The 24,530-nt window shown below is 73.8% G+C and carries 26 protein-coding genes; 14 read left to right on the top strand and 12 right to left on the bottom strand.

Features of this window, described 5'->3' with window-relative positions; translation table 11 throughout:
- Positions 1–91 precede the first annotated feature (91 nt).
- The 4 genes from OG852_RS05490 to OG852_RS05475 are packed head-to-tail and all read left to right on the top strand — an operon-like array spanning position 92 to position 4,937.
- On the top strand, positions 92–1,507 hold the full coding sequence (locus OG852_RS05490) for a M1 family metallopeptidase (protein ID WP_133918078.1): 1,416 nt from the start codon (positions 92–94) through the stop codon (positions 1,505–1,507).
- A gap of 56 nt (positions 1,508–1,563) precedes the next feature.
- Positions 1,564–2,328 (top strand): L,D-transpeptidase family protein, encoded by a 765-nt coding sequence (locus OG852_RS05485; protein WP_330347242.1) that lies wholly within the window; start codon positions 1,564–1,566, stop codon positions 2,326–2,328.
- A gap of 18 nt (positions 2,329–2,346) precedes the next feature.
- Positions 2,347–3,042 (top strand): response regulator, encoded by a 696-nt coding sequence (locus tag OG852_RS05480; RefSeq protein WP_133918076.1) that lies wholly within the window; start codon positions 2,347–2,349, stop codon positions 3,040–3,042.
- Positions 3,039–4,937, top strand: coding sequence for a sensor histidine kinase (locus tag OG852_RS05475; RefSeq protein WP_330347241.1), 1,899 nt, complete (start codon positions 3,039–3,041; stop codon positions 4,935–4,937). Before OG852_RS05480 ends, OG852_RS05475 begins: the two co-directional genes overlap by 4 nt.
- Here OG852_RS05475 and OG852_RS05470 read toward each other — a convergent pair.
- The gene (locus OG852_RS05470; protein ID WP_133918075.1) at positions 4,932–5,180 is read right to left on the bottom strand and encodes a WhiB family transcriptional regulator; all 249 of its coding nucleotides are present in this window, start codon (positions 5,178–5,180) and stop codon (positions 4,932–4,934) included. The two genes, OG852_RS05475 and OG852_RS05470, sit on opposite strands and share 6 nt — an antisense overlap.
- Positions 5,181–5,291: 111 nt before the next feature.
- The gene (locus OG852_RS05465; RefSeq protein ID WP_330347240.1) at positions 5,292–6,509 is read right to left on the bottom strand and encodes a saccharopine dehydrogenase family protein; all 1,218 of its coding nucleotides are present in this window, start codon (positions 6,507–6,509) and stop codon (positions 5,292–5,294) included.
- 136 nt (positions 6,510–6,645) lie between these two features.
- On the opposite strand from OG852_RS05465, the gene OG852_RS05460 reads away from it, so the two are divergent.
- The gene (locus tag OG852_RS05460) at positions 6,646–7,353 is read left to right on the top strand and encodes a TetR/AcrR family transcriptional regulator (protein ID WP_133918073.1); all 708 of its coding nucleotides are present in this window, start codon (positions 6,646–6,648) and stop codon (positions 7,351–7,353) included.
- Between the two features lie 19 nt (positions 7,354–7,372).
- On the opposite strand, the gene OG852_RS05455 is transcribed toward OG852_RS05460, so the two are convergent.
- Positions 7,373–8,275: a LysR family transcriptional regulator ArgP gene (locus OG852_RS05455; protein ID WP_133918072.1), complete on the bottom strand. Its 903-nt coding sequence runs from the start codon at positions 8,273–8,275 to the stop codon at positions 7,373–7,375.
- 77 nt (positions 8,276–8,352) lie between these two features.
- On the opposite strand from OG852_RS05455, the gene OG852_RS05450 reads away from it, so the two are divergent.
- Together OG852_RS05450 and OG852_RS05445 are read left to right on the top strand one after the other, a co-directional pair.
- The gene (locus tag OG852_RS05450; RefSeq protein WP_330347239.1) at positions 8,353–8,970 is read left to right on the top strand and encodes a LysE/ArgO family amino acid transporter; all 618 of its coding nucleotides are present in this window, start codon (positions 8,353–8,355) and stop codon (positions 8,968–8,970) included.
- A 103-nt stretch (positions 8,971–9,073) separates the two neighbouring features.
- Entirely contained in the window at positions 9,074–10,384 is a 1,311-nt protein-coding gene (locus OG852_RS05445) for an MFS transporter (protein ID WP_330347238.1), read from the top strand.
- Positions 10,385–10,403: 19 nt separating this feature from the next.
- Here the strand turns inward: OG852_RS05445 and OG852_RS05440 are convergent, their stop codons facing one another.
- A complete protein-coding gene (locus tag OG852_RS05440; RefSeq protein WP_133918069.1) occupies positions 10,404–10,859 on the bottom strand; it encodes a cyclic nucleotide-binding domain-containing protein in 456 nt (151 codons plus the stop codon).
- 278 nt (positions 10,860–11,137) lie between these two features.
- Positions 11,138–11,359, bottom strand: a complete 222-nt coding sequence (locus OG852_RS05435; RefSeq protein WP_133918068.1) for a hypothetical protein — start codon at positions 11,357–11,359, stop codon at positions 11,138–11,140.
- Between the two features lie 210 nt (positions 11,360–11,569).
- Here OG852_RS05435 and OG852_RS05430 point away from each other — a divergent pair, with 210 nt between their 5' ends.
- The 6 genes from OG852_RS05430 to OG852_RS05405 all read left to right on the top strand — a co-directional run bounded on the left by OG852_RS05430 (position 11,570) and on the right by OG852_RS05405 (position 15,703).
- Complete coding sequence (locus tag OG852_RS05430; protein ID WP_133918067.1) at positions 11,570–12,022, top strand: ATP-binding protein; 453 nt, start codon at positions 11,570–11,572, stop codon at positions 12,020–12,022.
- Positions 12,023–12,249: 227 nt separating this feature from the next.
- Positions 12,250–13,089, top strand: coding sequence for a SigB/SigF/SigG family RNA polymerase sigma factor (locus tag OG852_RS05425; RefSeq protein ID WP_133918066.1), 840 nt, complete (start codon positions 12,250–12,252; stop codon positions 13,087–13,089).
- A 54-nt stretch (positions 13,090–13,143) separates the two neighbouring features.
- Positions 13,144–13,386: a DUF5133 domain-containing protein gene (locus OG852_RS05420; RefSeq protein WP_133918065.1), complete on the top strand. Its 243-nt coding sequence runs from the start codon at positions 13,144–13,146 to the stop codon at positions 13,384–13,386.
- A gap of 70 nt (positions 13,387–13,456) precedes the next feature.
- Positions 13,457–14,323 (top strand): ANTAR domain-containing protein, encoded by an 867-nt coding sequence (locus OG852_RS05415; protein WP_330347237.1) that lies wholly within the window; start codon positions 13,457–13,459, stop codon positions 14,321–14,323.
- 83 nt (positions 14,324–14,406) lie between these two features.
- Positions 14,407–15,243, top strand: a complete 837-nt coding sequence (locus tag OG852_RS05410) for a DUF1206 domain-containing protein (protein WP_133918063.1) — start codon at positions 14,407–14,409, stop codon at positions 15,241–15,243.
- A gap of 28 nt (positions 15,244–15,271) precedes the next feature.
- Positions 15,272–15,703: a hypothetical protein gene (locus OG852_RS05405; protein WP_133918062.1), complete on the top strand. Its 432-nt coding sequence runs from the start codon at positions 15,272–15,274 to the stop codon at positions 15,701–15,703.
- A 4-nt stretch (positions 15,704–15,707) separates the two neighbouring features.
- Here OG852_RS05405 and OG852_RS05400 read toward each other — a convergent pair whose 3' ends face one another.
- Positions 15,708–17,948, bottom strand: coding sequence for an FUSC family protein (locus tag OG852_RS05400; protein ID WP_443064504.1), 2,241 nt, complete (start codon positions 17,946–17,948; stop codon positions 15,708–15,710).
- Entirely contained in the window at positions 17,945–19,321 is a 1,377-nt protein-coding gene (locus OG852_RS05395) for an NAD(P)/FAD-dependent oxidoreductase (RefSeq protein ID WP_133918061.1), read from the bottom strand. Before OG852_RS05395 ends, OG852_RS05400 begins: the two co-directional genes overlap by 4 nt.
- A gap of 231 nt (positions 19,322–19,552) precedes the next feature.
- Between OG852_RS05395 and OG852_RS05390 the strand changes: the two genes are divergently transcribed.
- On the top strand, positions 19,553–20,014 hold the full coding sequence (locus OG852_RS05390; protein ID WP_330347235.1) for a MarR family winged helix-turn-helix transcriptional regulator: 462 nt from the start codon (positions 19,553–19,555) through the stop codon (positions 20,012–20,014).
- 13 nt (positions 20,015–20,027) lie between these two features.
- Here OG852_RS05390 and OG852_RS05385 read toward each other — a convergent pair whose 3' ends face one another.
- Genes OG852_RS05385 through OG852_RS05365 form a run of 5 tightly spaced genes read right to left on the bottom strand, consistent with a single transcriptional unit; the run spans position 20,028 to position 24,529 of the window.
- A complete protein-coding gene (locus OG852_RS05385; protein WP_330347234.1) occupies positions 20,028–21,743 on the bottom strand; it encodes a PP2C family protein-serine/threonine phosphatase in 1,716 nt (571 codons plus the stop codon).
- Entirely contained in the window at positions 21,740–22,777 is a 1,038-nt protein-coding gene (locus OG852_RS05380) for an ATP-binding SpoIIE family protein phosphatase (protein ID WP_330351400.1), read from the bottom strand. Before OG852_RS05380 ends, OG852_RS05385 begins: the two co-directional genes overlap by 4 nt.
- Positions 22,777–23,220: an anti-sigma regulatory factor gene (locus tag OG852_RS05375; protein ID WP_133918059.1), complete on the bottom strand. Its 444-nt coding sequence runs from the start codon at positions 23,218–23,220 to the stop codon at positions 22,777–22,779. Before OG852_RS05375 ends, OG852_RS05380 begins: the two co-directional genes overlap by 1 nt.
- Positions 23,217–23,633: an STAS domain-containing protein gene (locus tag OG852_RS05370; protein ID WP_133918058.1), complete on the bottom strand. Its 417-nt coding sequence runs from the start codon at positions 23,631–23,633 to the stop codon at positions 23,217–23,219. The genes OG852_RS05375 and OG852_RS05370 overlap by 4 nt, the downstream gene beginning before the upstream one ends.
- The gene (locus OG852_RS05365; RefSeq protein WP_330347233.1) at positions 23,630–24,529 is read right to left on the bottom strand and encodes an STAS domain-containing protein; all 900 of its coding nucleotides are present in this window, start codon (positions 24,527–24,529) and stop codon (positions 23,630–23,632) included. The genes OG852_RS05370 and OG852_RS05365 overlap by 4 nt, the downstream gene beginning before the upstream one ends.
- Between the last annotated feature and the right edge of the window lies 1 nt (position 24,530).

The following is a 24,530-nucleotide window of genomic DNA, read 5'->3' as shown; positions in this document are numbered from 1 at the left end:
GCGCGGCTTGACCTGGAGGAGGGGGAATCCTGGCGGCGAGTTGCCTAGTCTGATGGGCGTTTGATCACCCGCCACCCCCCAAGGAGCGCACGTGACTCATCCCCGCAGACGCCCCGCCCTGCTGCGGCGCGAAGCCGTCGTCGCCACCGTCCCGGTCGCCGTGGCGGCCCTGTTGACGGCGGCCGGTCCCGCCACCGCGGCCGGTTCGGTGGGCGCCCCCGGCGTCGGCGACCCGTACTTCCCGCTCGCCGGGAACGGCGGCTACCACGTCTCCCACTACGGTCTGACGCTCGGTTACGACCCGAGCAGCCGCCATCTCACCGGCAAGGCGGTCCTCACCGCCCGCGCCACCCAGCGCCTCACCCGCTTCGACCTCGACCTCAAGGGCCTGAAGATCACCGGCCTGACGGTCGAGGGCCGCACCGCCGCCCACCGGCGCGACGGCCAGGAACTCGTCGTCACCCCCGCCCGCCCCCTGCGCAAGGGACAGACCTTCCGGGTGACCGTCACCTACGAGGGCAGGCCCGGCCCCGTCACCGACCCCGACGGCTCCCTCGACGGCTGGATCCCCACCGACGACGGCGCCTTCGTCGCCGGGGAACCGCAGGGCGCCATGACCTGGTTCCCCGCCAACAACCACCCGCTCGACAAGGCGTCGTACGACATCACGATCACCGTCCCCCAGGGCCGCACCGCCGTCTCCAACGGCGTCCTGCTCGGACAGAGCACGCACCACGGCAGGACCACCTTCCGCTGGCGGCAGAAGGAACCCATGGCCGCCTACCTCGCCACCGCGACCGTGGGGAACTTCCAGGTCAAGCAGTACACGACCCGCGACGGCATCAAGGTGTACGACGCCGTCGACCCGCGCGAGGCGAACGCCGCCGCGCCCGTGCTCAAGAAGCTGCCGTCCGTGCTGGAGTGGGAGAGCGGGCTGTTCGGGCCCTACCCGTACCGCGCCGCCGGCTCCCTCGTCGACCACGCCCCCAACGTCGGCTACGCCCTGGAGACCCAGACCAGGCCGGTGTACGACAGCGCCCCCGACCTGAGCACCCTCGTCCACGAGAACGCCCATCAGTGGTTCGGCGACTCGGTCTCCCTGACGTCCTGGAAGGACATCTGGCTCAACGAGGGCTTCGCCACCTACGCCGAGTGGCTGTACTCCGAGCAGCACGGCGGCGACAGCGCCCAGAAGTCCTTCGACGCCCTGTACGCCAAGCCCGCCACCGACAGCGTCTGGGCGTTCCCGCCCGGCGACCCCGGCAGCGGCGCCAACATCTTCGGCACCCCTGTCTACGCCCGCGGCGCGATGACCCTGCAGGTCCTGCGCAACGCCGTCGGCGACCGGGCGTTCCTGCGCATCCTGCGCGCCTGGGCCCAGCAGCACCGCCACGGCCACGGCACCACCGCCCAGTTCGAGCGACTGGCGGAGCGGGAGTCGGGCAGGAACCTCCACCGGCTGTTCACCACATGGCTGTACACACCGGGCAAGCCCAGCCTCCCGTAGCCGAACGGGCGCGAGGAACTCACGAGTTCCAAACAACCGTCGGACAAGGTCGACCCATGATCACCCACCGACCCGGCGTGGCGCTGCTCGCCGCATCCCTCCTGCTCACCGGATGCGGCGGCGGCGTCGCGGCCTCCACCACGCCCGCCAAGCCCAGGGCCACCACCGTCCAGGCCGACGCCCCCGCGCCCGTCGCCGGCGCCGACGCCCCCGCCTCCACCGCGGAGGCCGAGCCGACGCGGATACCCGGCCTCGGGCCGAAGACCCTGGCCGCCGTACCGGCCGACGCGGAGCAGGTCGTCGTCGTCACCGGGCGCGACGAGAACTCCCCGCTCTCCACGGTCGTCCTGTACCGGCGCACCCCGACCGGCTGGCGGGCCGGAGCGAGCTGGCCCGCCCACAACGCGCGGGACGGCTGGAGCGAGCACCACATGGCCGGCGATCTGCGCTCACCCGTCGGCGTCTACGGCCTCACCGACGCCGGCGGCCGCCTGGCCGATCCCGGGACGAAGCTCCCGTACCACCGCAACAGCAGCTTCGTCGTGTCCGGCGCCGGGTTCGAGGGCGAGCCGCTGGAGGGATCCTTCGATTACGTTGTCGCCATCAACTACAACCGCCGGCCCGGTACTTCACCGCTCGACCCGACCCGTCCGCTCGGCACGGGACGCGGAGGAGGGATCTGGATCCACGTCGACCACGGCGGCCCCACCCACGGCTGCGTGAGCATCTCCGAGCAGCACATGAAGGACCTGCTCGGCACCCTCGACCCCGCCCTGCACCCCGTCGTCGTCATGGGCGACCAGACCTGGCTCGCCCGCTGAGAAAGGGCCGTTCACCGCGTGTGCGCACATGTACTCGTCGCCGAGGACGACACGATGCAGGCCGAGCTGATCAGACGCTCCCTGCTCGCCGAGGGCCACACGGCCACCGTCGTCCACGACGGACCGGCCGCCGTCGAGGCGGCCCGCAGGCTCGGCCCCGACCTGGTCGTCCTCGATCTGATGCTGCCGGTCCTGGACGGGTTCTCGGTGTGCCGGATGCTGCGCCTGGAGAACGACGTCCCCGTGCTGATGCTCACCGCCCGCGCCGCCGAGGAGGACCTCCTGTTCGGTCTGGAGGTCGGCGCCGACGACTACATGACCAAGCCGTACAGCCCACGTGAGCTGATGGCCCGGATCCGCACCGTGCTGCGGCGCAGCGGGCGGACCGCCGCACAGCGCGAGGAGCCGGCGGTGCGCGCGGGCGGGATCGCCGTCGACCCGGTACGGCACGAGGTGACGTGCGACGGGGTGCCCGTGGAGTGCACCCCGGCCGAGTTCCACATCCTGCTCGCCCTCGCCGGCGAGCCGGAACGGGTCTTCTCCCGGCGGCAGTTGCTCCAGTGCACCCGCGGTTTCGACCGCTCCTCCACCGAACGGGCCATCGACGTGCACATCATGAACCTGCGCCGCAAGATCGAGGCGAACCCGCGCAGACCCGTACGCCTGGTGACCGTGTTCGGCGTCGGCTACAAACTGAGCGGAACCCGCCCGTGACCCGCATCCCCCTGCGCAAACGGCTGCTGGTGCGGCTGCTGTTCACCTCCGTGCTGATCGCGGTGTGTTCCGTCGCCGCCACCGCCTGGCTCGCCGTCGCCACCACCACCCGCGCCCTGCGCGAGGAACAGGGCCAGGCCCTCGCCGACGACATGGACATCCTCGCCGAGCTGAGCGGCTACGCCGCCACCCATCCCACCTGGAAGGGCGTCGAGGCGAAGGTGCGGGCCCTGTCGGCGAAGACCGACCGCCGGATCGCCCTCACCACCGCCGACCGCACCCCGATCGCCGACTCCGCCCCCGAGGGCGCCTCGCTGCCGCCCCGCGCCGCCGCCACCGTCGACCCCCTGAGCACCGACACCTACACCGAACGCGGAGCCCAGCTCACCGGTGTCGACCCGCGCGCGGTCGGCCCCTACCGGCTCACCTCCGGCGAGCGGCACGAACTGGACGCCGCGGCCGCGCAACTGCGGACCTGCTACGAGCAACGCGGCTACGAGTCGACCCTCACCCACACCCCCGGCGGCCGGCCGGTGGTCACCGCGGACGACGGCTCCTCGCGGTCGCCCGCCGTCGACGGCCCGTGCCAGGGGGTTCAGAGTCAGCTCGACACACCGATGTCCACGGAGCAGAAGGCTCTCCGCGCGCTGGAGAAACGGGCCGAGGCGGACTGTCCCACCCCGGCGGGCTTCGACCGCAAGCCGCTCCGGCTCGTCCACGCCACCGGCGGCGCCGGTCTCGCCCCCTCCGTGATCTCGGAGCTCGACCGGGTGGACGGCACCAAGTCGCTGAGCGACCTGCAGGCATGCCTGGACGACGCCCGGATCGCGCAGCTCGACCCGTACGTCGCCCCGACCGCCCAGCTCTTCCTCGGCGGCGGCGACAACCCCGCCACACCCCGCTGGAACATGTCACCGGCCAACAAGGCGAAGGTCTTCGGCACCGCCGGACTGGTCCTCGCCCTCACCGTCGCCGTCTCGGCCGTCGTCGCCACACGGCTGGTCCGCCCCCTGCGCGCCCTCACCGAGGCCGCCCAGCAGCCCCCGGACAGCCACGCGCGCGTCCCCGTCACCACCCGCGACGAGACCGGCATCCTCGCGGAGGCGTTCAACGACCTCGCCGAGCGCCGGGAGAAACTGGAGGCCCAGCGCAAGGCCCTGGTCGCCGACGTGGCCCATGAACTGCGCAGCCCGCTCACCAACATCCGGGGCTGGCTGGAGGTCACCCGGGACGGACTGGTCGAGCCCGACCCCGCACTCCTCGGTGCCCTGCACGAGGAGGCCGTCCTCCTCCAGCGGGTCATCGACGACCTGCGCGACCTCGCCGCGGCGGACGCCGGCACCCTGCGCCTGCACCGCGAACCCGTCCCCGCCGACGACCTCCTCGCCCAGGTCGCCGCGGCCCACCGGGTCGCCGCCCAGGACGCCGGCGTCACCCTGCGCACCGGGACCGACGGCACGCCCTGGCTGGACGCCGACCCGGTACGGCTGCGCCAGGCACTCGGCAACCTCGTCGCCAACGCCGTACGGCACACCCCGCCCGGCGGTACGGTCACGCTCGGCGCCCGGCGGGACGGCGGCGAGGCGGTCCTGACGGTCGGCGACACCGGCACCGGCATCGCGGCCGAGGATCTGCCGTACGTCTTCGACCGGTTCTGGCGCGCGGAGAAGTCCCGCAGCCGCCGCACCGGGGGCAGCGGTCTCGGTCTCGCGATCGTCCGGCAGCTGGTGGCCGCCCACGGCGGCACCGCCGAGGCGGCGAGCACCCCCGGCACCGGCAGCACCTTCACCCTGCGCCTGCCCGCGGCCACCGTGCCCGCGGAGGACCGGGCGGAGGAGGCCCGCACCGAGGGCGAACGGCACACGGCGAGGCGGGGGCCGCTACGGCGGTCATGAACCCCGGCGGGCCCGGGCGCGCCGTCGGAGCGCGCGCCGTTCCGTCTCGGTCGTGCCGCCCCACACGCCCAGGGTCTGGTCCGTGTCCAGCGCCCACTCCAGGCACTGCTCGCGCACCGGGCAGCGGTGGCACACCGCCTTCGCCTGCTGCGTCTGCAGCAGCGACGGTCCCGAGGTGCCGATCGGGAAGAAGAGGTCGGGGTCCTCGTGGCGGCACGCCGCGTGCTGTCGCCAGTCGTCCATCGAAGTCACTCCGCTCGAAGTCGTCCGTACTCTTCCTGCTGTTCCTGACGCGTTGCTCCGGGGCGGGTCACCGCCGGTGCGGAAGTGAAACGGACGCGACCGGGAACGGGCTCACTGCTCCCGCACACCCCACGGGGAGCCGTAAGCGGTCAGCAGGTCGAGGAAGGGGCGGGCGGGGAACGCCTCGGGGCCGAGGACGCCCTTGCCGGACCAGGCGCCGGTGGCGAGGAGTTCCAGGGCGACGACCGGGTTGACCGCCGTCTGCCAGACCACGGCCTGGCTGCCGTACTCGGCCATGGACCACTGGTTGTCGACCACGTGGTACAGGTACACCTCGCGCGGCGCGCCGTCCTTCACGCCCCGCACCCAGGTGCCGGCGCAGGTCTTGCCGTGCATGCGCTCGCCCAGCGTCGCCGGGTCGGGCAGACAGGCGGCGACCACGTCCCGGGGCGAGACCGGCACCGGGCCCGCCGCGCTGGGCACGGTGACCGGCGTGGTGCGGTCCAGCTCCAGTCTGTGCAGCGTCTTCAGCGTGTCGACGAACTCGCGGCCCAGGCCGTACTTGAAGGTGACCCGGCGGGCGTCCACCCAGCGGGGGACGAGCAGCACCTCCTCGTGCTCCACGTTGACGCACTCGACCGGGCCGATGCCCTCGGGGAAGTCGAACACCTCCGGCTCGCTGAAGGGCTCGGTGGTGTACCAGCCGCGGTCCGCCTCGTAGACCACCGGGGGGTTCAGACACTCCTCGATGGTGGTCCAGATGTTGAAGGAGGGCGCGAAGTCGGCGCCGTCGACGGTGAGGTTGGCGCCGTCCCGGATGCCGATCTCCTCGATCTCGTCGAAGAGCTCGTCGGCGGCGTACCGCGCGAACACGTCCGACAGACCGGGCTCCACCCCCATGCCGACCAGGGCGAGGCGGCCCGCCTCCGCCCACTCGTCGGCCCGGGCGAACTGGGCGTCGCCGAGCTTGACCCCGCACTCCTCGTAGGGCCGCTCGGGGTGCGGCCGGGACAGGGACATCGCCATGTCGACATAGGTGGCCCCGGCGGTGCGCGCCGCGCCGAACAGGGGCATCACGAAACGCGGGTCGGTGGCGTTGAGCAGCACGTCGCAGCGGTGCCGGGCGAGCAGCGCGGCGACCGCCTCCTCGTCGCCGGCGTCGACGCGCTCGGCGGTGAACCGGTCGTCGCCGTCCAGCGCGGCGACGGCGGCCGCGGCGCGGGCGGGGTCGTGGTCGGCGACCACCATCGCCTCGAGGAACGGACGCCGGGCGGCGATCCGGGTGACGGCGGTACCGACGCCACCGGCGCCCACGAGCAGGACACGCATGACGAGAACTCCCTCGGTCGAAAGGTGTGCGCAAGAGGTGCGCAAGGAGGTGTGCGGAAGAAGGGGGCCCTGTCCGCGATACAACGCCTTCCCCTGCCGTAAGGTCAATGGCGTTGGCATAAGGAGGCGGACGAGGATGCCGAAGGCGGTCGTACCGGAGGAGAAGCGGCGGCGGCGCCGGCCCACCAGGAGCGGCACCGTGCTCTCCGAGCGGCTGATCGTGGACGCCGCGCTGCGGCTGCTGCGCGAGCACGGCAGCAGCGGGCTGACCGCGCGCCGCCTCGGCCTCGCCCTGGACTGCGACCCCAGCACCCTGTACCGCTACTTCCGGGGCATGGACGAGCTGACCCTGGCCATCGGCGACGCGCTGATCGGGGAGGCGCTGCGCGGCTGGACGCCGTCGGGTCGGTGGCGGGCGGACCTGCACGCGATCGGGCTGCGCATCCACGCCGCGTACGTCGCCCATCCGCAGGCGGCGCAGCTCACCGCGAGCCGGGTCACCGGCCGGGCGAACGAACTGGCCGCCGACGAGGCCGTCCTGGACATTCTGCGCACCGCTGGCTTCCCCCTCCCGGAGACGGTCCGCATCTACCACGCCTTCATCGACCAGACACTGGCCTTCGCCGCCCTGGACGCGGCGTCCCTGGCCCTGCCCCGGGCGTCCCAGCGCGCCGACGACGCCAAGTGGGCCTCGACCTACGCCCGGCTCCCCGCCACCACCCACCCCCGCATCGCCGAGGCGGCCCCCCTGCTGACCTCCCACATGCTCACCAGCGCCTACCCGACGGCCCTGGAGATGCTCCTGGACAGCGCGGCGGGCACCTTGGCGGGCCTGGGCACCTGATCCGGCCCCGGTCCGCCCCTCACCTCCTCAACGCCTGCGTGGCCTCCTCGGCGACGGCCTCGGCCACCGCCGCCAGGGCCGGCGAGTCGAGTTTCCACTGCTGCCAGTACAGCGGTACGTCCAGAGGGCGGTCGGGGGCCAGGGGGATCAGACGGCCGGTGTCCAGCAGGGTGCCCGCCTGCGCCTCGGGGACCATGCCCCAGCCGAACCCGGCGGCGACCGCGTCCACGAAACCCTCCGAGGTCGGCACGGCGTGTCGGAGGGGACCCGCGCCGCCGACGCCCCGCCGCAGCCTGCGGACGAACGCGTCCTGGAGATCGTCGCTGCGGTCGAAGGTCATCACCGGCGCCCGCGCCAGCGTCTCGGCCAGGGGCCCGTCCGACAGATGGCGGGCCACGAACTCCGGGCTGGCGGCGGCCAGATAGCGCATGGTGCCCAGGACGCGCACCGAACAGCCGGTCACCGCCTCCGACGACGAGGTGACCGCGGCCATCACGAGCCCCTCGCGCAGGAGTTCCGCCGTACGCGTCTCGTCCTCCCGGTGGAGTTCGAAGCACAGCGGCGGATCCCGCGGCACCCGGGCCAGGGCGGGCAGGAACCAGGTCGCCAGCGAGTCCGCGTTCACCGCGACCGTCACCCGCGTCGGCTCACCGGCCCCGCTCATGCCCAGCTCGGACCGCGTGTCGCGTTCCAGCCGGGCGAGCTGCCGGGCGAACCGGACGACGATCTCACCGGACTCCGTGGGCCGCACCGGCTTGGTGCGCAGCAGCAGGACCCGGCCCGTGCGCTGCTCCAGCGCCTTGACGCGCTGACTGACCGCCGACGGTGTCACATGCAGCACCGCGGCCGCCGCGTCGAAGGTGCCCTCGTCCACCACGGCCAGCAGCGTCCGCACTTGCTCGAGGGGGAGGTCGGTCATCATGAGGTCATCACGAGCGCTAATGGTACGTAAAAATCTTTAGCTGTACGTGCGGTGATCGCCTCCCTAGCCTGGAGGCCATGTCCACCGCACTCGCCGCCGCGGCCGCAGGCTTCGGCACCGGTCTCTCGCTCATCGTCGCCATCGGCGCCCAGAACGCCTTCGTCCTGCGGCAGGGGATCCGCCGCGACGCCGTCCTGGCCGTCGTCGGGATCTGCGCCCTGTCCGACGCCGTCCTCATCGCCCTCGGGGTGGGCGGCGTGGGCGCCCTGGTGGTGGCCTGGCCGGACGCCCTGACCGTGGTCGGGTGGGTCGGCGGCGCGTTCCTGCTCGGCTACGGACTGCTGGCGGCCCGCAGGGTGATCCGGCCCGGCACCGACGCGCTGCGCACCGACGGGGAGGCCGCCGGCTCACGCCGCCGGGCCGTGCTCACCTGCCTCGCCCTCACCTGGCTCAACCCGCACGTCTACCTCGACACGGTCTTCCTGGTCGGTTCCATCGCCGCCGACCGCGGCCCGCTGCGCTGGACCTTCGGCCTCGGGGCCGCCCTCGCCAGTCTGTGCTGGTTCGCCGCCCTGGGCTTCGGCGCCCGCCTGCTCGGCCGCTTCCTGACCCGGCCCGCCGCCTGGCGTGTCCTCGACGGCCTGGTCGCCGCCACGATGGTCACCCTCGGAGTGCTGCTCGTCGCGGGCGCCTGAGTCCGCGATCTGAGATTGCACGTCCAAAAGGGCCGCGTCCCCCCAGGTGCTGCTGAAATAGTGGCCCCCGACCCGAAAGATGTAACGAGCAACCAGGACGCGTGTGGACACCAGCGAGAGCAGCAGCACCGCACCCGAGGCCGGTACCGACGACGGCCCGCATCCCCAGGAAGCGGCCCGGCGCGGCTGGCGCCGCTGGGCGATGGACACCCGCCCCCTGCGCCGCCCCGCCTACCGCCGGCTGTGGTCCTCGACCATCGTGACGGCCGTCGGCAGCCAGCTCACCGCCGTCGCCGTGCCCAAGCAGATCTACGACATCACCGGCTCCTCCGCCTGGGTCGGCTACGCCAGCCTCGCCGGGCTGGTGCCGATGGTGCTGTTCGCGCTGTGGGGCGGCGCCGTCGCCGACACCATGGACCGGCGCAGGCTGCTGCTGATCACCAACACCGGGATCGCCGTCACCTCGGTGCTGTTCTGGCTCCAGGCCGTCTCCGGCCTGGACTCGGTGGCCGTGCTGATGGTGCTGCTCGCCGCCCAGCAGGCGTTCTTCGGCCTCAACGCGCCCGCCCGCAACGCCTCGATCGCCCGGCTGGTCCCGGCGGAGGAACTCGCCGCCGCCAACGCCCTCGGCTCCACGGTCATGCAGACCGGACTGGTCGCGGGCCCGCTGCTCGCGGGCGCCCTGATCCCGGTGATCGGCCTGCCCGAGCTGTATCTGCTCGACGCCCTCGCCCTGTGCGTGACGCTGTGGGCGGTCGTCCGGCTGCCCGCGCTGCCGCCGCTCGCGACCGCCACGGCCAAGCGGGCCGGGGTGCGCGAGATCGCGGAGGGCTTCCGGTACATAGCCGGGCACAAGGTCCTGCTGCTGTCCTTCCTCGCGGATGTCGTCGCGATGGTCTTCGGCATGCCCCGCGCCCTGTTCCCGCAGCTCGCCGCGGAGACGTACGCGTCCTACAGCGAAGGGCTCGCCCTCGGTCTGCTGTTCGCGGCGATCCCCATCGGCGCGGTGCTGGGCGGACTGTTCTCCGGAACGTTCTCCCGGGCCCGTCGGCACGGCTGGATGGTGATCGGCGCGGTCGTCGCCTGGGGCGCCGCGATCACCGGGTTCGGGCTGAGCACGAGCCTGTGGCTCGCGGTGCTGTTCCTGGCCGTCGCCGGCGTCGCCGACATGGTCTCGATGGTCTTCCGCGGGGCGATCCTGCTGTCCGCGGCCACCGACGAGATGCGCGGCCGGATGCAGGGCGTCTTCACGGTCGTCGTCGCGGGCGGACCGCGGCTCGCCGACGTCCTGCACGGCACCGCGGGCGCCGCGTTCGGTCCCCGGGCGGCGGTCGCGGGCGGCGGCCTGCTGGTCGTCACGGTGATGCTGGCCCTGGCGGCCGCGGTACCGGCGCTGCGCCGCTACCGGGTCTGACCGATCCGCCGAGCGCCGCTCACAGCACCCGGCGCCGGTGGGTCCCGTACTGCTCCAGCAGGCGGTTGCGGGTCATCTCCAGCCGGTGGGCGAGGATCTCGGCCACGATCCGTACGAGGGTGACCCCGAGCGCCGGGTCCTCCTCGCACAGCTTCAGCACCGGCTGCGCCTCGAACTCGTAGGCGCGGACCGGGCTGAACGCCTCGGCGCCGAAGTCCCACCGGTACGGCGGGAACAGCCAGGACCAGCCGAGCAGATCACCGGCGCCGAGGCTCGCGACGGTGACGCGCTGCACCGAGGTCACCGGCTGGACGAGGGAGACCGCGCCGGAGCGGACGACCCAGAAACGGTCGGCGTGGCCGCCCGCCTCGAAGATCCGGGCGTCCTCCGGGAAGGAGACCTCCCGGGCCAGCTCCATCAGACGCCGGCGCTGGGGCGGGGGGAGGGCGGTCAGCAGTTTGGTCGCTTTGGTCATGGCGCGGTGCTCCTCGCCGGGCGATCGGTCGCGGTGCTTTCTCCACAGCCCATTTCAGCCGCTGCCGGCCGACCGGGCACCTCGGCGGAGGTGACTTTCGGCGGAAGGGCAGGAAAAAGCCCTGGCTGGACGGGGGAAGCCAGCCAGGGCCGTCAAGGATGGTGTACGAAGGAGGCTGTCGCTCGACCTCGCTCACCGCCTATGGATGAACCGTAAACCATTCTTGGGGATTTCGCGTAGGCGGAACCCGGTCACGTGACCTGTTTCACTTCGCGCGGTCAGCGCCGCACGCCCGCCCGGCCCGGCGTCACGATCTCGTCCAGCGCTCTGAGCACCGCCTCGTACGCCAGACTCCGCACCCGCGCCTCGCGCGCCGCGTCCGGATCGGCCCGCTCCAGTTCCCCGCTCCGGGCCCGCCAGGCGCGCAGCTCCTCGCGCGCACAGGCCCTCGCGCGCTGGATGCGCCGCAGCAGTTCGCCCGAGTCCACGACATCGGTCATGTCTGATGTGTACCCCGCGGCGGCGGCTTGACGACGCTTCGCGGATCCGCATGTTTGGCGTCCGCCCGCGCGGCCAGCCGAAGAGAGAGGGCCCGCGCCGCCCGGGGGAGAGCGCACCGGTGGACCGGCGGCCCCTCGTCCCCTCGACTCGATCCTCGACCGATCCACCGACTCATATCCATCAGCACGGGACTGCCAGGGAGCGAAAGGATGCGTGTCAACGACTCGACCGACCCCGCGGACGTACACGACGCACCGGACGGCACCGGGCCATGTGCCGGGGCGGGCCCCTGCCGGCCCGCCGACGTCCGACGGGCCGTCCGACGGGCGGTGACCGGGCGGTGCGCGGGCGGCGGCTGTCCGTACGACGAGGCGGCCCTCTCCGACGCGCTGCTCGTCGCGTCGGAACTCACCACCAACGCCATCCTGCACGGCGGCGGGGTCACCGCGTTCGACGTGGACCTCGACGGGCGGTCCGTGCGGGTCTCCGTCAGCGACCGCAGCGACCGGATGCCGGTGGCCGTCGACCCGCTGGACGAGCAGGGACGCACCCGGGTCCACGGCCGGGGCTGGCCGATCGTGTGCCGGCTGGCCCGGGACGTACGGGTGTCCGACATGCCCTGCGGGGGCAAGCGCATCACCGCCGTCGTCCCCGTGTTCTGAAGATCTCTCTCCACGGGCCGGGTCGCGCGATCCCGGCCGACGGGCCGCAATGCCGAACCCCGAGCGGGTTTGGTCCTCCGGTGGCAGGGCAGGCGGAGGTTCGTGCTTCGGACCGGAGGCGCGCCGACGGGAGTGGTGTGTCCGCTCCGGGGCGCTTCTTCTGCCCCGGACGGCGGCGGCCCTCCCCAGGTCTATCCCCGAGACGACCGATCAGGAGCCGATTCCGCATGCTCATCGACACGTCGACCAGCCGTCCCGCAGTATCCGCCCACTCCGCGACGCGGACCCGCAGGTCCCACGACGACGCCCCCGACACCGCCCGGCTGTTCGAGCGGCTGACCACGCTGGAGGAGGGGCCCGAACGGGACGCCGTGCGCGACAGGATCGTCACCGCCTGGCTGCCCATGGCCCACCGCATCGCCGGCCGGTTCCGCGACCGCGGCGAGGCCGTCGAGGACCTGCGGCAGGTGGCCGCACTCGGCCTGGTGAAGGCCGTCGACCGTTTCGACCCGGAGCGCGGCGCCTTCGAGAGCTACGCCGTGCCCACCATCACCGGTGAGATCAAGCGGCACTTCCGCGACCGGATGTGGGCGCTGCGCGTCCCCCGCCGGGTCCAGGAACTGCGCAACAAGGTACGGATCGCCCGCCGCGAACTCACCCAGAGCCCGGGCTCCCCCGAGCCCTCGGTCGCCGACCTCGCCGCCCACACGGGCCTGACCGAGGAGGAGGTCGGCGCCGGTCTGGAGGCCCTGGAGAGCTTCAGCACCCTCTCGCTGGACGCCGAACTCCGCACCGACGACGAGGGATACAGCCTCGCCGACACCCTGGGCGGCCCGGACGTCTCGTACGACACCGTCATCGACCGCGAGTCCGCCAAGCAGGGCCTGCGCAGCCTGCCCGAACGCGAACGCGCCATCCTCTACATGCGCTTCTTCGAGGACATGACCCAGAGCCGGATCGCCGACCGGCTGGGCATCTCCCAGATGCACGTCTCCCGCCTCATCAGCCGCAGCTGCGAGCGGGTCCGCGCGGAGGCCCTGGGACACCGCACCGACGGCGGCGCCTGAACGGCCCCGACGGCGACACACCGACACACGAAGCAGAAGGAGAGGACCCCGCTGATGCTGAGACCCCATCCCGCCGTGCTGCGCCTGCTCGTCGAGGAGTACGAGGCGCTCACCGCACCCGGCGGCCCCGCGGCGCGGGCCCGCGCGCAGGATCTCGCGTACACCCTGTGCGTCTCCACCGGGACACGGGACGTGGGTTTCGCCCTGCGGACGGCCAAGGACTGGCTCACCGCGGCCGAGACCTCGGCCGCGACGGAATCCCCGCGTCCGGACGAGGATCCGCACGTGTACGCGTGAGGGTCCCGGGCAGGCGTGCCGGAGCGACCGCGCGTCGGCGGTCGTACGACGCCGACCGGACGGAGATCCCATGACCGCGGCCGCAGCAGGGACGGCGGACGAGGACCCCGAGCGCCGGGAGGTGCTCCGGCTGCGCGCCGAGGTCCGCGATCTGCGCGCCCGGATCCGCACCCACCCGCTCATCTCGCAGGCCCAGGGCATGCTCCAGGAACGCTATGTCCTGCCCGACGCGGACGGCGCGTTCGCGCTCCTGCGGCGCGCCTCGCAGCGGTACAACGTCAAGATGCGCACCCTGGCCGGGGCCGTGGTCACCACGCCCCGGCCGGACGCTCGGACGGTGCTGTGGTTCCCGCAGCGGGTGCGCCGGCCCGAGCCGCCGCTCGACTGCATGGAGCAGGTACCGTCGGGCGGCCGCAGCCGGGGCGCGGTGCTGGGCGCCGTGCTGGACCGGACGCTCGACGTGGTCGGCACCGACATGGGCAATGTGCAGACCGTCGACCGGGTGAGCGGACAGCTGCGCATCGAGCGGCACACCGGGCTGACGGAGGACTTCCTCGACTTCTTCGCGTACGTCGGGGAGGAGGGCACCTCCTGCGCCAAGGCCGCCCGCGACGTCGCCCAGGTGACCGTGCGGGACGTGGAGAGCGACCCGGTGTTCACCGAGCCCGCCCGCGAGGCGATCCTCGCCGCCGGCAGCAGGGCCTGCCACAGCGTGCCCCTGACCGCGCGGTCCGGGGTGTGCGTCGGCATGGTCTCGGCCCACGTCGACCGCCCGCTGGACGTCCTGCGCACCCCCCAGCTCAGGGCACTCGGCGCGTTGGGCGCCGAGGCGGGGCGCTGGCTGGCCTGGCACGAGCGCACGGTCCTGCTCGACGCCCTGGAATACCTGCACGCCCTGGGCCGCACCCAGCGGGCGGCCCGGCTCGGGAGCGGCTGAGCGCCGAGGGCCGCCTCACCCGCGGCCGGGTGTGTCCGGCGCCCGACGGGGCAGCCGGACCAACGACAACCAGGGGAGGACGGATGAACGCAGGCGCGCTGATGCGCGACGGCAGAGCCGAGGCCGAGCGGGCCGCACGCGGATCCGTGGTGAAGGGGGCCGCGCGAGCCGGCTTCACCGCACGCGGTGTGATCTATCTGCTCGTCGGGGTGCTCGCCCTGCGGATCGCCTTCGGGCGGTCCGGGCGGCAGGCCGACCGGCAGGGCGCCCTCGGCGAGATGGCGCGGCAGCCCTTCGGCGCCGTGCTGCTGTGGGCGCTGGGGGTCGGACTGGCCGGGATGGCCCTGTGGCGGCTCTCCGAGGCGGTCTTCGGTGCGGCCGGGCCCGACGGACGCAGCGCCGGGAAACGGCTGCTCGCCCTCGCCCGGTGCGGGTTCTACTCCTTCGTGGCCTCCTCCGTGCTGGCGCTCGCCGCCGGCTCGGGCAGCGGCGGCGGCTCCAGCGACCGGCAGTCCAGGGACGTCACCGCCCGGCTGCTCCAGGTGTCGGCGGGGCAGTGGCTCGTGGGCGCCGCGGGGGCCGGGATCATCGTGGCCGGTGTGTGGATCGGCGGCCGTGCCGTCACCCGGGCCTACCACGAGAAGATGCGGCTGGGCGCGATGTCCCCGCGCACCCGGCGGCTGGTGGACGTCACCGGCGTGGGCGGGGGAGCGGCCCGCGGCCTGGTGTTCGCCGGCGTCGGCGCCTCCGCCGTCCACGCCGCCCTCGACTACGACCCCGAGCACGCCAAGGGGCTCGACGACACGCTCCGCTCGTTCGCCCACACGCCCGCCGGACCGGGGCTGCTGGCCGGTGTCGCGGCCGGTCTCGTCCTGTTCGGACTGTTCTCCTTCGCGATGGCCCGCTGGCGCAGGGTCTGAGGCCCGGAGGCCGGGGAACCCGGGACACATGAACGAATCCGAGTTCCCGCCGGACGCACGGCCCGTCGACATGTACCTCGACCTCCTGCGCCTCCGCATGGACGACGAGGACTACCGACTGCTGATGAGGATCGTCGCCCCGGCGTTGCGCGCCCTGGACGAACAACCACCGGAGAGTCTCGACTTCGCCCTGGACCCGGACGACGGCGACGAGCTGCCCCCCGAGATCCGCGACGAGGCCGCGCTGGTCATCGCCACCGCCCTCACCGGCCGGCTGGACAACCAGCTCGTCGAGATCCACGTGGACGGCACCGGCCCGGTCCGGGTGGTCACCGACGCGGCCACCGCCGAGGATCCGGTCCGTCTCGCCGAGATCGCCGGCTGCATCCGGCAGCGGCAGCACGACACCGAGGAACTGCGCGGCATCGCCGCCGTGAGCGACCTGCCCACCGACTTCTGACCGGTCACCCCGGCCGGGCGACCGGCACCCCGAGCGGTCGCGCCAGCCCCAGCACCGCCTCGTCCAGCCGCTGCAGATGCCGCAGCACCCGGTCGGTGACCCGGCCGTAGCGGGGGGTGGCGAGTCCGCCCGGCTTCAGCAGCGAGGCGATGCTCGGCCCGGTGAGCACCTCGGCCGTGGTGGGCTCGCCTGCGACCCGGGCGGCGATCGCGCCGATGTTGTGCAGGATCCGCCGTCCGGCCCCGCGCAGCCGGGGATCCGCCGCGATCGACGGATGCGTCGGCAGCAGCTCCGCCGTCGCGGCCAGCGACCGAGCGTGGTACGCGCAGGTCTCCAGCAGGGCGACCACGTACCGCGCGGTGTCCCGCCGGGTCCGCAGCGGGGTCACCGGATGCGTCAGCGGCTGAGTGGCGGCCCGCAGATCCGCCAGCGCCCGGTCCAGGTCCCGGGCCCGGTCCAGCAGGTCGGCCGGCGGCCCGCCGCTGAGCTGGTCGACGGCGTCCGAGGTGACGTCGGTGAGCCGGTCGAGGACGGTCGTCAGCAGCTCGTTCGTCCGCCGGTCCGTCCTCACCGGCAGCACCAGCGCCGCCGCGACCACCCCGCAGACCGCCCCCAGCGCGGTCTCCTCGATCCGCAGCACCAGCACCGACAGGCTGTAGGTGTGCAGCAGCGTGTACAGCACCCCCAGCGCCGCCGTGACGAAGAACGACATCAGCGTGTACGACAGCGGCGCGGTGTAGAACATCGCGAACACGCACAGCAGCACCACCGCGAACGCCGTCCCCGTGTGATGGCCGACGATCCCCGCGAGCAGGATGCCCGCGACGACCCCGAGCACGGTGCCCAGCAGCCGGCGGTAGCCCTTGACCAGGATCTCCCCGGTGGACGCGGTGTTGAGGAACACGATCCAGCAGGTCAGCACCGCCCAGTACCAGCGGTGCGCGGACAGCAGCTCGCCGCCCGCCATGGCCAGCGACGAGCCGACCGCGACCTGCACCGCGGCCCGGGTGGTAGGCCGGCGCAGCCCCTTCTCGTCCTGGTCCTCCTGCTGGTCCTCCTCCTCGGCGGCGATGGCCACGTCCTCCGCGTCCAGCTCCTCCCGGGAGCGCGCCGTCTCGAGGCTGTCCCCTGACTCGTCCTGCGGCCCGTCCAGCGCGATCCGCAGCCCCAGCACCGCCCGCGCCGCCTCACCGAGCCCCCGGAAGACGTCCTGCACGTCCGGCGACGCCTGCGGCAGGTTCTCCTCGTCGCGGTAGCCGAGCAGCCGGTTGCGCACCCCCGCCGTGGCCGCGCCGTCCGCCGCGGGCTGCCGTACGAGCAGTCGCAGGGCCGTCAGATCCCGGCGCAGGGTGTCGAGCGCGTCGTCGCGCACCGGCAGATGACCGCCCTCGGGCAGCGGTGCCCCGGGCAGATGCAGGGTCAGGGTGTCCGCCCGCTCCGTACCGCGCGCCGTCAGCAGCATCAGCCCCAGCCGCTCGGCGGTGATCTCCGCGTCGGCGATCCGGCGCTGCACCAGCCGGGCCACCGCCTCGTCCGAGGTGCCCTCCTCCAGCCTCCCCTGGATCATCATGGCCGTCTCGTGCAGCCGCGCGGTGCCCTCGCGGGCGTGCTCCAGCGCCCTGTCCACCTCGTCCGGTCCGGCGTCCAGCAGCTCGAGCTGGGCGTCGATGAGCTGCGCCAGCCGGGCCCGGAACGCCTGCCGCAGCCGTTCCAGGATCCCCGCCGGGGTCTGCGGCACCAGCGCGAACCGCGCGACGGCACTGCAGACGAACGCCAGGGCGATCACCCCGCAGAACCCGGCCAGGTTCTCGGTGGTGACCCCGACGAACAGGGCCAGGAAGTAGACCTGGAAGCCGACCAGCCCCAGGGTGGTGCCCCGGTCGCCGAACCGGCGGCCGTACACCGCGCAGAAGATGAGCACGACGAAGAAGACGTCACCGGCCACCTGCCGGGTGGCGAACAGCGCCGCCACCGACACCGAGGCGAGCGCCACCGCGAGCCCCAGCGCCAGGGTGACCGCCTGCCGGGGCCGCTGCTTCTCGCGGATCGCGAAGGTGGCGACCATCGCCGCGATGGCCCCGGCGACCAGATGCTGGACGTCCGCGCCCAGCAGCGAGAGCACGGCCAGCGTCAGCGAGATCGCGGCCACCGTCCGCAGCCCCGCCGCCAGCCGCAGCAGCCCCGGGTCGGACGCGGCGACCCGGTCCCGCCACCGGGCCGCCGCGCTCACCCCCGCTGCCGTCACCCGGACCCGGGACCCGAGCCCTCGACCTGCGCCCGCACCTGCTCGGGCGTCAGATAGCTGTCCGTGTACTCGAAGTCCTTCAGCCGGGCGGCCCGGCGCGCCTGGAACCCGGTGCGCACGAAATCGTCGCCCGCGATCGCGTTCAGCGTCCAGTTCGTCAGCACCCGCGCCTTGGCCACGCCCGTGCGCAGCGCCGACCAGTGGTAGCCGCGCGCCACGGCCTGCGCGGGCAGCCCCCGCAGCTCGATGCCGAGCGGCTTGGACACGGCGTCCGTGCCGCCGAGGTCGACGACCAGACCGAGGTCCTTGTGCACGTACGGCCGCGTCGACTGCCCGCGCAGGGTCGCGATGACGTTGTCGGCGACCACCTTGCCCTGCCGCATCGCGTGCTGCGCGGTGGGCGGGCAGACCGCGCCCGGGTCGCCCTTCGCCTCGTCCGGCACGGCGGCGGCGTCACCGAGGGCGAACACCCCGTCGTGGTCCGGCAGGTTCATGTGCGAGGTCACCGCGAGCCGCCCGCGCACGGTCTCGGCGCCGAGCGTGGCGATCAGCGGGCTCGCCACCACCCCGGCCGTCCAGATCAGGGTGCGGGTCGGGATCACCCGGCCGTCGGTGAAGGTGACCTCCTCCGGTCCCGCCTTCGCGATGGACACACCCAGCGAGATGTCGATGCCGCGCCGGCGCAGCACCTCCTGCGCGCTGCGGCCCAGCTTGTCGCCGAGCTCCGGCATCAACTTGGGCGCGATGTCGATGAGATGCCACTTGATCAGGTCCGGGTCCAGCCGCGGATAGCGCCTGACCGCGTTGTGCGTGAGCATCTGCAGACAGGCGGCGGTCTCGGTGCCCGCGTAGCCGCCGCCCACGACCACGAACTGGAGCCGGGAGGCCCGCTCGGCGGGGTCGTGGCTGGCGTCGGCGAGGTCGAGCTGGGAGATGACGTGGTCACGGATGTACGCGGCCTCGGCGAGCGTCTTCATGCCGAAGGCGTGCTCGGTCAGCCCGGGGATGTCGAAGGTGCGGGTCACACTGCCGGGAGCCAGCACGATGTAGTCGTACGGCTCGTTGACGATCTCGTCGGTGATGGTGCGGATGACGCAGACCTTCGCCTTCAGGTCCACGCCGATGGCGCCGCCCGGGATGATCCGGGTGCGGTACTTCTTGCTGCGGCGCAGCGACAGGGCGATCGACTGGGGCGTCAGCACCCCGGAGGCGACCTGCGGCAGCAGCGGCAGATAGAGCTGGTAGGCGAACGGCGTCACCAGAGTGATCTCGGCTTCCGTACCGGCGAGCCTGCGTTCCAGACGTCGAACGCATCCCACTCCGGCGAAGCCCGCGCCCACCACCAGGATCCTGGGTCGTGTCACGGTGTCCATCCCTTTCTGCGGCTCCAGGCGGTCTGCCCGACGTCATGCGCGTGCCCTCCCGCGAGCCTTTCGCACCCCATCGATCCCACCGCGCCCGGACGGGTTCCGCCAGCCGGGCGAGGCATGCAGACGAACGTTTCTGCTGAGGCTCCCGTCGTACCCCGCGCAAGGGCCGTGTACGCCCGGTACCTCCGGGTAGGCCGACGTACATGACAAGTGCGCCCGCCGGAGGTTGCTGACGTGGAGTGCGCGCGGGACTCCGACGACCGAGGGGGCCGGGAGACGGCGGCGCGGCACATGGCCGACGCGGTGGAGTCCCTGGTCGCCTGCTGGCTCGCGGCGGCCGAGGAGGCCGTGCCCCGGCTGCCGGCCCGGCAGCTCCTCGCGCTCAGGACGGTCCGGCGCAGACCGGAGCTCAATGTGACGGCGCTCGCCGAGGACCTCGGCATAGGGGTGCCCACGGCGAGCAGGCTCTGCGACCGGCTGGAGGCCGCGGGCCTGCTGGAGCGGACCGTGCAGCCGCGCAACCGGCGCGAGGTGCAGCTCGTGCTGACGGCGTACGGGCGCCGGGTCCTCACGGACGTGACCGAGCGACGGGTGCGGCGGCTCGCCGCCGTGTTCGCCGGCATGACCCCCGCCCAGCGCACCGCCCTGGAACAGGGGCTCCACGCCTTCCGGCACGCGCACACCCGGGACGGCTGACGCCGGTCCCTCGTCAGCGCCCCCCGGCCGCCGGGGCGGCGCCGTCGAGGTGGCACAGCAGCAGACACACGTCGTCGTCGCGCTCGGAGTCGCTCAGCATCGGGTCCAGGATCCGCTCCGCGGAACCGTCCAGATCCGCCTCCAGCTCCGCCGTGCGGAAGCCGCCGAGGGTGGACGCGAGCCGCTCGATGCCCGGGTCTATGCCCTGGGCGCGCCGCTCGACCAGCCCGTCCGTGTACAGCGCCAGCGTCGATCCGGGCGCCACCGGGACCGTGTGGTCGGCGATCTCCTGGTGCAGCGGGATGCCGAGCATCGCCCCGGGCTTGGCGTCCAGGGTGCGCACCCGCCCGTCCGGACCGCGCAGCACCGGCGGCGGATGACCCGCGGCGGCCCAGGTCAGCGACGGCTCGCCGGGCCGGAGGCGGGCGATCACGGCGGTGGCGTAGAGATCGGGCTGCAGATGGTGCAGGAAGAGGTGCAGCCGGGTCAGCAACCGCCCCGGGCTGCCGGTGTCGACGGCGTAGGCGCGCAGCGCGGTGCGCAGCTGGCTCATCATCACGGCCGCGTGCAGCCCGTGCCCGGTGACGTCCCCGATGACGACGATCAGACTGCCGTCCGGGCGGCGGAACGCGTCGTACCAGTCGCCGCCGATGTTCAGCCCATAGGTGGCGGGCAGATAGCGGGCCGCCAGCCGCAGGCCCGGGGTGCTGGGCAGGTCGGTCAGCAGGGCCCGCTGCAGGGTCTCGGCGATGTCCTGGTTGTGTTCGAACCGGCGCGCGTTGTCCAGGGCGGTGCTCGCCCGCCGCGTCAGCTCCACCAGCATCACCGCGTCGTCCGGGTCCCACCGCGCACCGGGCGGGGTGAGCGTGAGCACGCCGAGCGGGGCACGCCGGGTCGCCAGCGGCACGCACAGCATCGGCCGGGTGGGGTCCAGCGCGGACGGCGGGTGGTCGTCGACGCCCGGCAGCCCTCCGGGGTGCGCCGCCGCGTACTGGGGGCGTCCCGTGCGGGCGGCGAGCACGGCCGCCGCCGGGTGCGCGGCCCGCTCCTGACGGTCGTCCTCGGCGTCGAACACCCAGACGTCGACGGTGCGGGCGTACTCGGGCACCAGCAGCTCGGGCAGCCGCCGCACGATCTGCTCCTGGTTGAGGGACGCCGTCAGCGAGGCGCTGGCGTCCGCCAGGAACGTCAGCCTGCGGCGGGCGCTCTCCGCCTCCCGGCGGGCCGTGCGCTCCGCCGAGAACGCCTCGCGCTGGGCCCGCCCGGCGGCGTCCAGCTCCGCGTGCAGGGCCAGCACACCCTGGTTGGTCTGGTGCAGCTCCTCGCGGTGGAAGCCGACGAGCTCCTCCTGCTCGGCGAGCCTCTCCAGGACCAGGCAGGTGTCCTCGTCGGCCCCCAGCAGGGCCTCCGCGAGCAGCGAAGGATCGTCCGCGACCTCGGTGCACACGACGGCGTCCGACGGCTCCGGGCAGGGCGCCGACGTACGCCACACGCGCTCCCCGGCCCCGGACAGGGGCAGGACCTCCAGAGCGAGCAGACCGTCGGCGGCCCGCGCGGTGAGCCGCCAGTCGCCGCCCTTGGTCAGACACTGGCGCAGCCGACCGCTGAGCGCGGCCGAGAGCCGGGCGCGCTCCACCGGCGGCACGCCGTACGCGGCCGCCAGACGGGCGGTGGCGATCCGGGCGCGGGCCGCGTCGGTGACGGTGGTGATCTGCCAGGTGTGCGTCATGGAAGGTCCGGCGGGTCGGGGGACAGGACGGCCACCGCGGTGTCGTCGCGCACCGGGCGCGCGGAGCTTCCGGCGTCGCGCACGGTGACGGCGGCGGTGACGGCGGGGTCGGCGGTGAGCAGCCCGGGCCCGGACGGCGGCACCCAGCGGCTGGGCAGCCCGTCGCTGTGCAGGATCAGCAGCCGGTCCGCCGCCCAGGGCACCTCGGTCTCCGGCACGGTCGTGGGCCGGTGGACGCCGACGATGCCCGGCCGCGACACCAGGGGGCGCCAGCCGCCGCCCTCGTACAGCCGGGCCCCTATGTTGCCGACTCCCGCGAACGTCAGCCGCGCGGCCCGCAGGTCGAGCTGGGCCACCGCGACGGCCGCGCCCCGGGTGCCGCGCAGCGCCGTGTCGAGTCGGCGGATCTGCTCGGCGGGGGAGAGGCGGGCGCAGCGGCGCAGTTCCTCGGCCGCCGCCGTCGAGGCGCGGGCCGCCTCGGGGCCGTGCCCGAGCCCGTCGGCCAGCATCAGGGTGAGCCGATCGGACGCGTGGACGCAGGTCCACAGGTCGCCGGAGTACGCCGCGCCCGCGAAGGGCACGTTGATCCCGCCGGCCCGCGCACCGACGGGGGGCTGCCTCGACGGGGCGCCGATCCGGGCGACGGCGACGGTGCCGCGGCCGGGGGAGCCGTGCAGACCGAAGGCGTCGGCCAGCCGGCGGCAGGTGCCGAGCCCGGCGCCGAGGGAACCCGTCGTGGAGAACCCGTCCACGAGGGCGGCGCGCACGTCCGCGATGCCCGGGCCGTGGTCGACCGACGCTATCTGCACCGTGGGGGAGGCGCCCTGTCCGGTGGGCGGCGCCACCGCCTCCACCAGGAGCCGGCCACCGCCGCCGTGCTTGAGGAGGTTGGTCGCCAGCTCCGTCGCGACCAGGGCGGCGGCCGAGGTGCGCGACTCGTCCAGACCCGCCAGCGCCGCCGCGTCCTGTGCGGCGACCCGGGCGTCGCGCACCCGTGTCGAGTCCTGCACCGGTACGTCCCACACCCGCGCCATCAGGACCCCTCGCGCTGCCGGGGAGCGCGTGCCGTCCACGAGGTCACCGTGACGGTGGTGCCGGCCCCGGGCGTGCTGTCGATGGCGAAGTCGTGCACCAGCCGGCGCGCCCCGCCGAGCCCGAGCCCCAGCCCGTCCCCGGAGGTGTAGCCGTCGCTGAGCGCCCGCTCCAGGTCGGCGATGCCCGGTCCCCGGTCGGTGAACGTGAGCCGCAGCCCCTGCCGGGGACCGTCGGCGACCGGGACGGCCTCCACCTCGCCGCCACCGCCGTACACCAGGGTGTTGCGGGCCAGTTCGCTGGCCGCGGTGACCAGCTTGGTCTGGTCCACGAGGCCGAAACCGAGCGTGGCGGACGCCTGGCGCACATGCTGGCGGACCCGGACCAGATCCAGGTCGGAGCGGATCGGCAGCCGGGCCGCGACACCCGCGGCGGCCGCGCTCACCGGGCGTCCCGGTAGGGGCCGCCGGGCCGGGCCGCGTCCGCGCGGCCGAGCAGTTCCAGGGCCGCCTCGGTGTTCAGAGCGGTCCGCAGCCCCGGCAGGGTCAGCCCGAGCTCCACCAGGGTGAGGGCGACCGCGGGCCGCATCCCCGCCACCACGGTCCGCGCCGCCAGCAGCCGCGCGTGCTCCGCGATCTCGGCCAGCACCCGGCCGAGGAAGGAGTCGACGATCTCGACGCCCGAGATGTCGATGACCACACCGGTCACCCGGCTGTTCACGATCGCCTCCGCGATGTCCTGCTGGAGCCGCGCGGCCATGCCGTCGTGCAGATCGCCCTGGAGGGTCACCAGCAGGACGTCGCCGAGTCTGAGCACCGGCACGGAGACCGCACCGAGCTGCGGGAAGTCGTCGTTCACCTCGGGTCCGCACCGCCGGGCGCCGACCGCACGATGTCCGCGCCCAGCCGGTGCAGCGCGTACGCGAGGGCGTCGGCGAGGCTCGCCCGGGTGATCACCGTTCCCAGGTCGAGGCCGAGGTGGACGATGGTCTGCGCGATGGCCGGCCGGATGCCCGAGACGACGCACTCCGCGCCCATGAGCCGGACCGCCGCCACGGTCTTCATCAGATGCTGCGCGACCAGGGAGTCCACGGTCGGCACACCGGTGATGTCCAGGATCGCGAACCGGGCCTGCTCGTCGACCACCGACTCCAGCAGTGTCTCCATCACGACCTGGCTGCGGGCGCTGTCCAGCGTCCCGATCAGCGGCACCGCCACGATCCCGTCCCACAGCCGGATGACCGGCGTGGCCACCTCCAGGAGCTGGAGCCGCTGCCGGTCGATGAGGGCCTCGCCCTCGGTGAGCGCCGTCTCCATCACCACCAGCCGCAGGGTGCCCATCAGGACGGTCAGCGCCGTCGTGCACGCCCGCACGTGCTCGGCCGAGGCGTCCGGCAGCTCCGCCACGAGCAGATCGGCGGCGGGCACCCGCAGGGCGTCCACCTCGGTCGACACCCGGGACGGGGTGAGCCCGGTGCGGGCACGGGCCGCCGCCATCCGGGACAGCTGTTCGCGCACGAGGGTGAAGCCGGGGTCCGCGGGGTCCTCCACGCGTCCGCTCAGCGACACCTGGGCCAGGGCGTCGAGCACGACCCGCCCGGCCTCCACCGCCTCGTCCCGGGCGACGGTGAACACCGTGCGGAACAGGGGTTCGTCGGCCCAGCGCTGGGCGAGCTGTTCCCGCCGTCGGCGCAGGAACGCCCCGACCTCGCTCTCGGGTGCCGTGTCGGGTACGGCCGTGTCGTGCTCCGGCAAC

It is taken from the genome of Streptomyces sp. NBC_00582, assembly GCF_036345155.1.
Taxonomy (GTDB): Bacteria; Actinomycetota; Actinomycetes; order Streptomycetales; family Streptomycetaceae; genus Streptomyces.
The sequence above is the reverse complement of the archived record's forward strand: the minus strand, read 5'-3'. Positions and strand labels throughout refer to the sequence as shown.

Excerpts from the sequence above, each read along its gene's own strand:
- OG852_RS05470 (WP_133918075.1), bottom strand. The coding sequence starts at position 5,180 with ATGGACGACTGGCGACAGCACGCGGCGTGCCGCCACGAGGACCCCGAC.
- OG852_RS05455 (WP_133918072.1), bottom strand. The coding sequence starts at position 8,275 with ATGATGACCGACCTCCCCCTCGAGCAAGTGCGGACGCTGCTGGCCGTG.
- OG852_RS05395 (WP_133918061.1), bottom strand. The coding sequence starts at position 19,321 with ATGGACACCGTGACACGACCCAGGATCCTGGTGGTGGGCGCGGGCTTC.
- OG852_RS05410 (WP_133918063.1), top strand. The coding sequence starts at position 14,407 with ATGAACGCAGGCGCGCTGATGCGCGACGGCAGAGCCGAGGCCGAGCGG.
- OG852_RS05385 (WP_330347234.1), bottom strand. The coding sequence starts at position 21,743 with ATGACGCACACCTGGCAGATCACCACCGTCACCGACGCGGCCCGCGCC.
- OG852_RS05415 (WP_330347237.1), top strand. The coding sequence starts at position 13,457 with ATGACCGCGGCCGCAGCAGGGACGGCGGACGAGGACCCCGAGCGCCGG.
- OG852_RS05380 (WP_330351400.1), bottom strand. The coding sequence starts at position 22,777 with ATGGCGCGGGTGTGGGACGTACCGGTGCAGGACTCGACACGGGTGCGC.
- OG852_RS05460 (WP_133918073.1), top strand. The coding sequence starts at position 6,646 with ATGCCGAAGGCGGTCGTACCGGAGGAGAAGCGGCGGCGGCGCCGGCCC.
- OG852_RS05405 (WP_133918062.1), top strand. The coding sequence starts at position 15,272 with ATGAACGAATCCGAGTTCCCGCCGGACGCACGGCCCGTCGACATGTAC.
- OG852_RS05485 (WP_330347242.1), top strand. The coding sequence starts at position 1,564 with ATGATCACCCACCGACCCGGCGTGGCGCTGCTCGCCGCATCCCTCCTG.
- OG852_RS05430 (WP_133918067.1), top strand. The coding sequence starts at position 11,570 with ATGCGTGTCAACGACTCGACCGACCCCGCGGACGTACACGACGCACCG.
- OG852_RS05440 (WP_133918069.1), bottom strand. The coding sequence starts at position 10,859 with ATGACCAAAGCGACCAAACTGCTGACCGCCCTCCCCCCGCCCCAGCGC.
- OG852_RS05435 (WP_133918068.1), bottom strand. The coding sequence starts at position 11,359 with ATGACCGATGTCGTGGACTCGGGCGAACTGCTGCGGCGCATCCAGCGC.
- OG852_RS05465 (WP_330347240.1), bottom strand. The coding sequence starts at position 6,509 with ATGCGTGTCCTGCTCGTGGGCGCCGGTGGCGTCGGTACCGCCGTCACC.
- OG852_RS05420 (WP_133918065.1), top strand. The coding sequence starts at position 13,144 with ATGCTGAGACCCCATCCCGCCGTGCTGCGCCTGCTCGTCGAGGAGTAC.
- OG852_RS05425 (WP_133918066.1), top strand. The coding sequence starts at position 12,250 with ATGCTCATCGACACGTCGACCAGCCGTCCCGCAGTATCCGCCCACTCC.
- OG852_RS05450 (WP_330347239.1), top strand. The coding sequence starts at position 8,353 with ATGTCCACCGCACTCGCCGCCGCGGCCGCAGGCTTCGGCACCGGTCTC.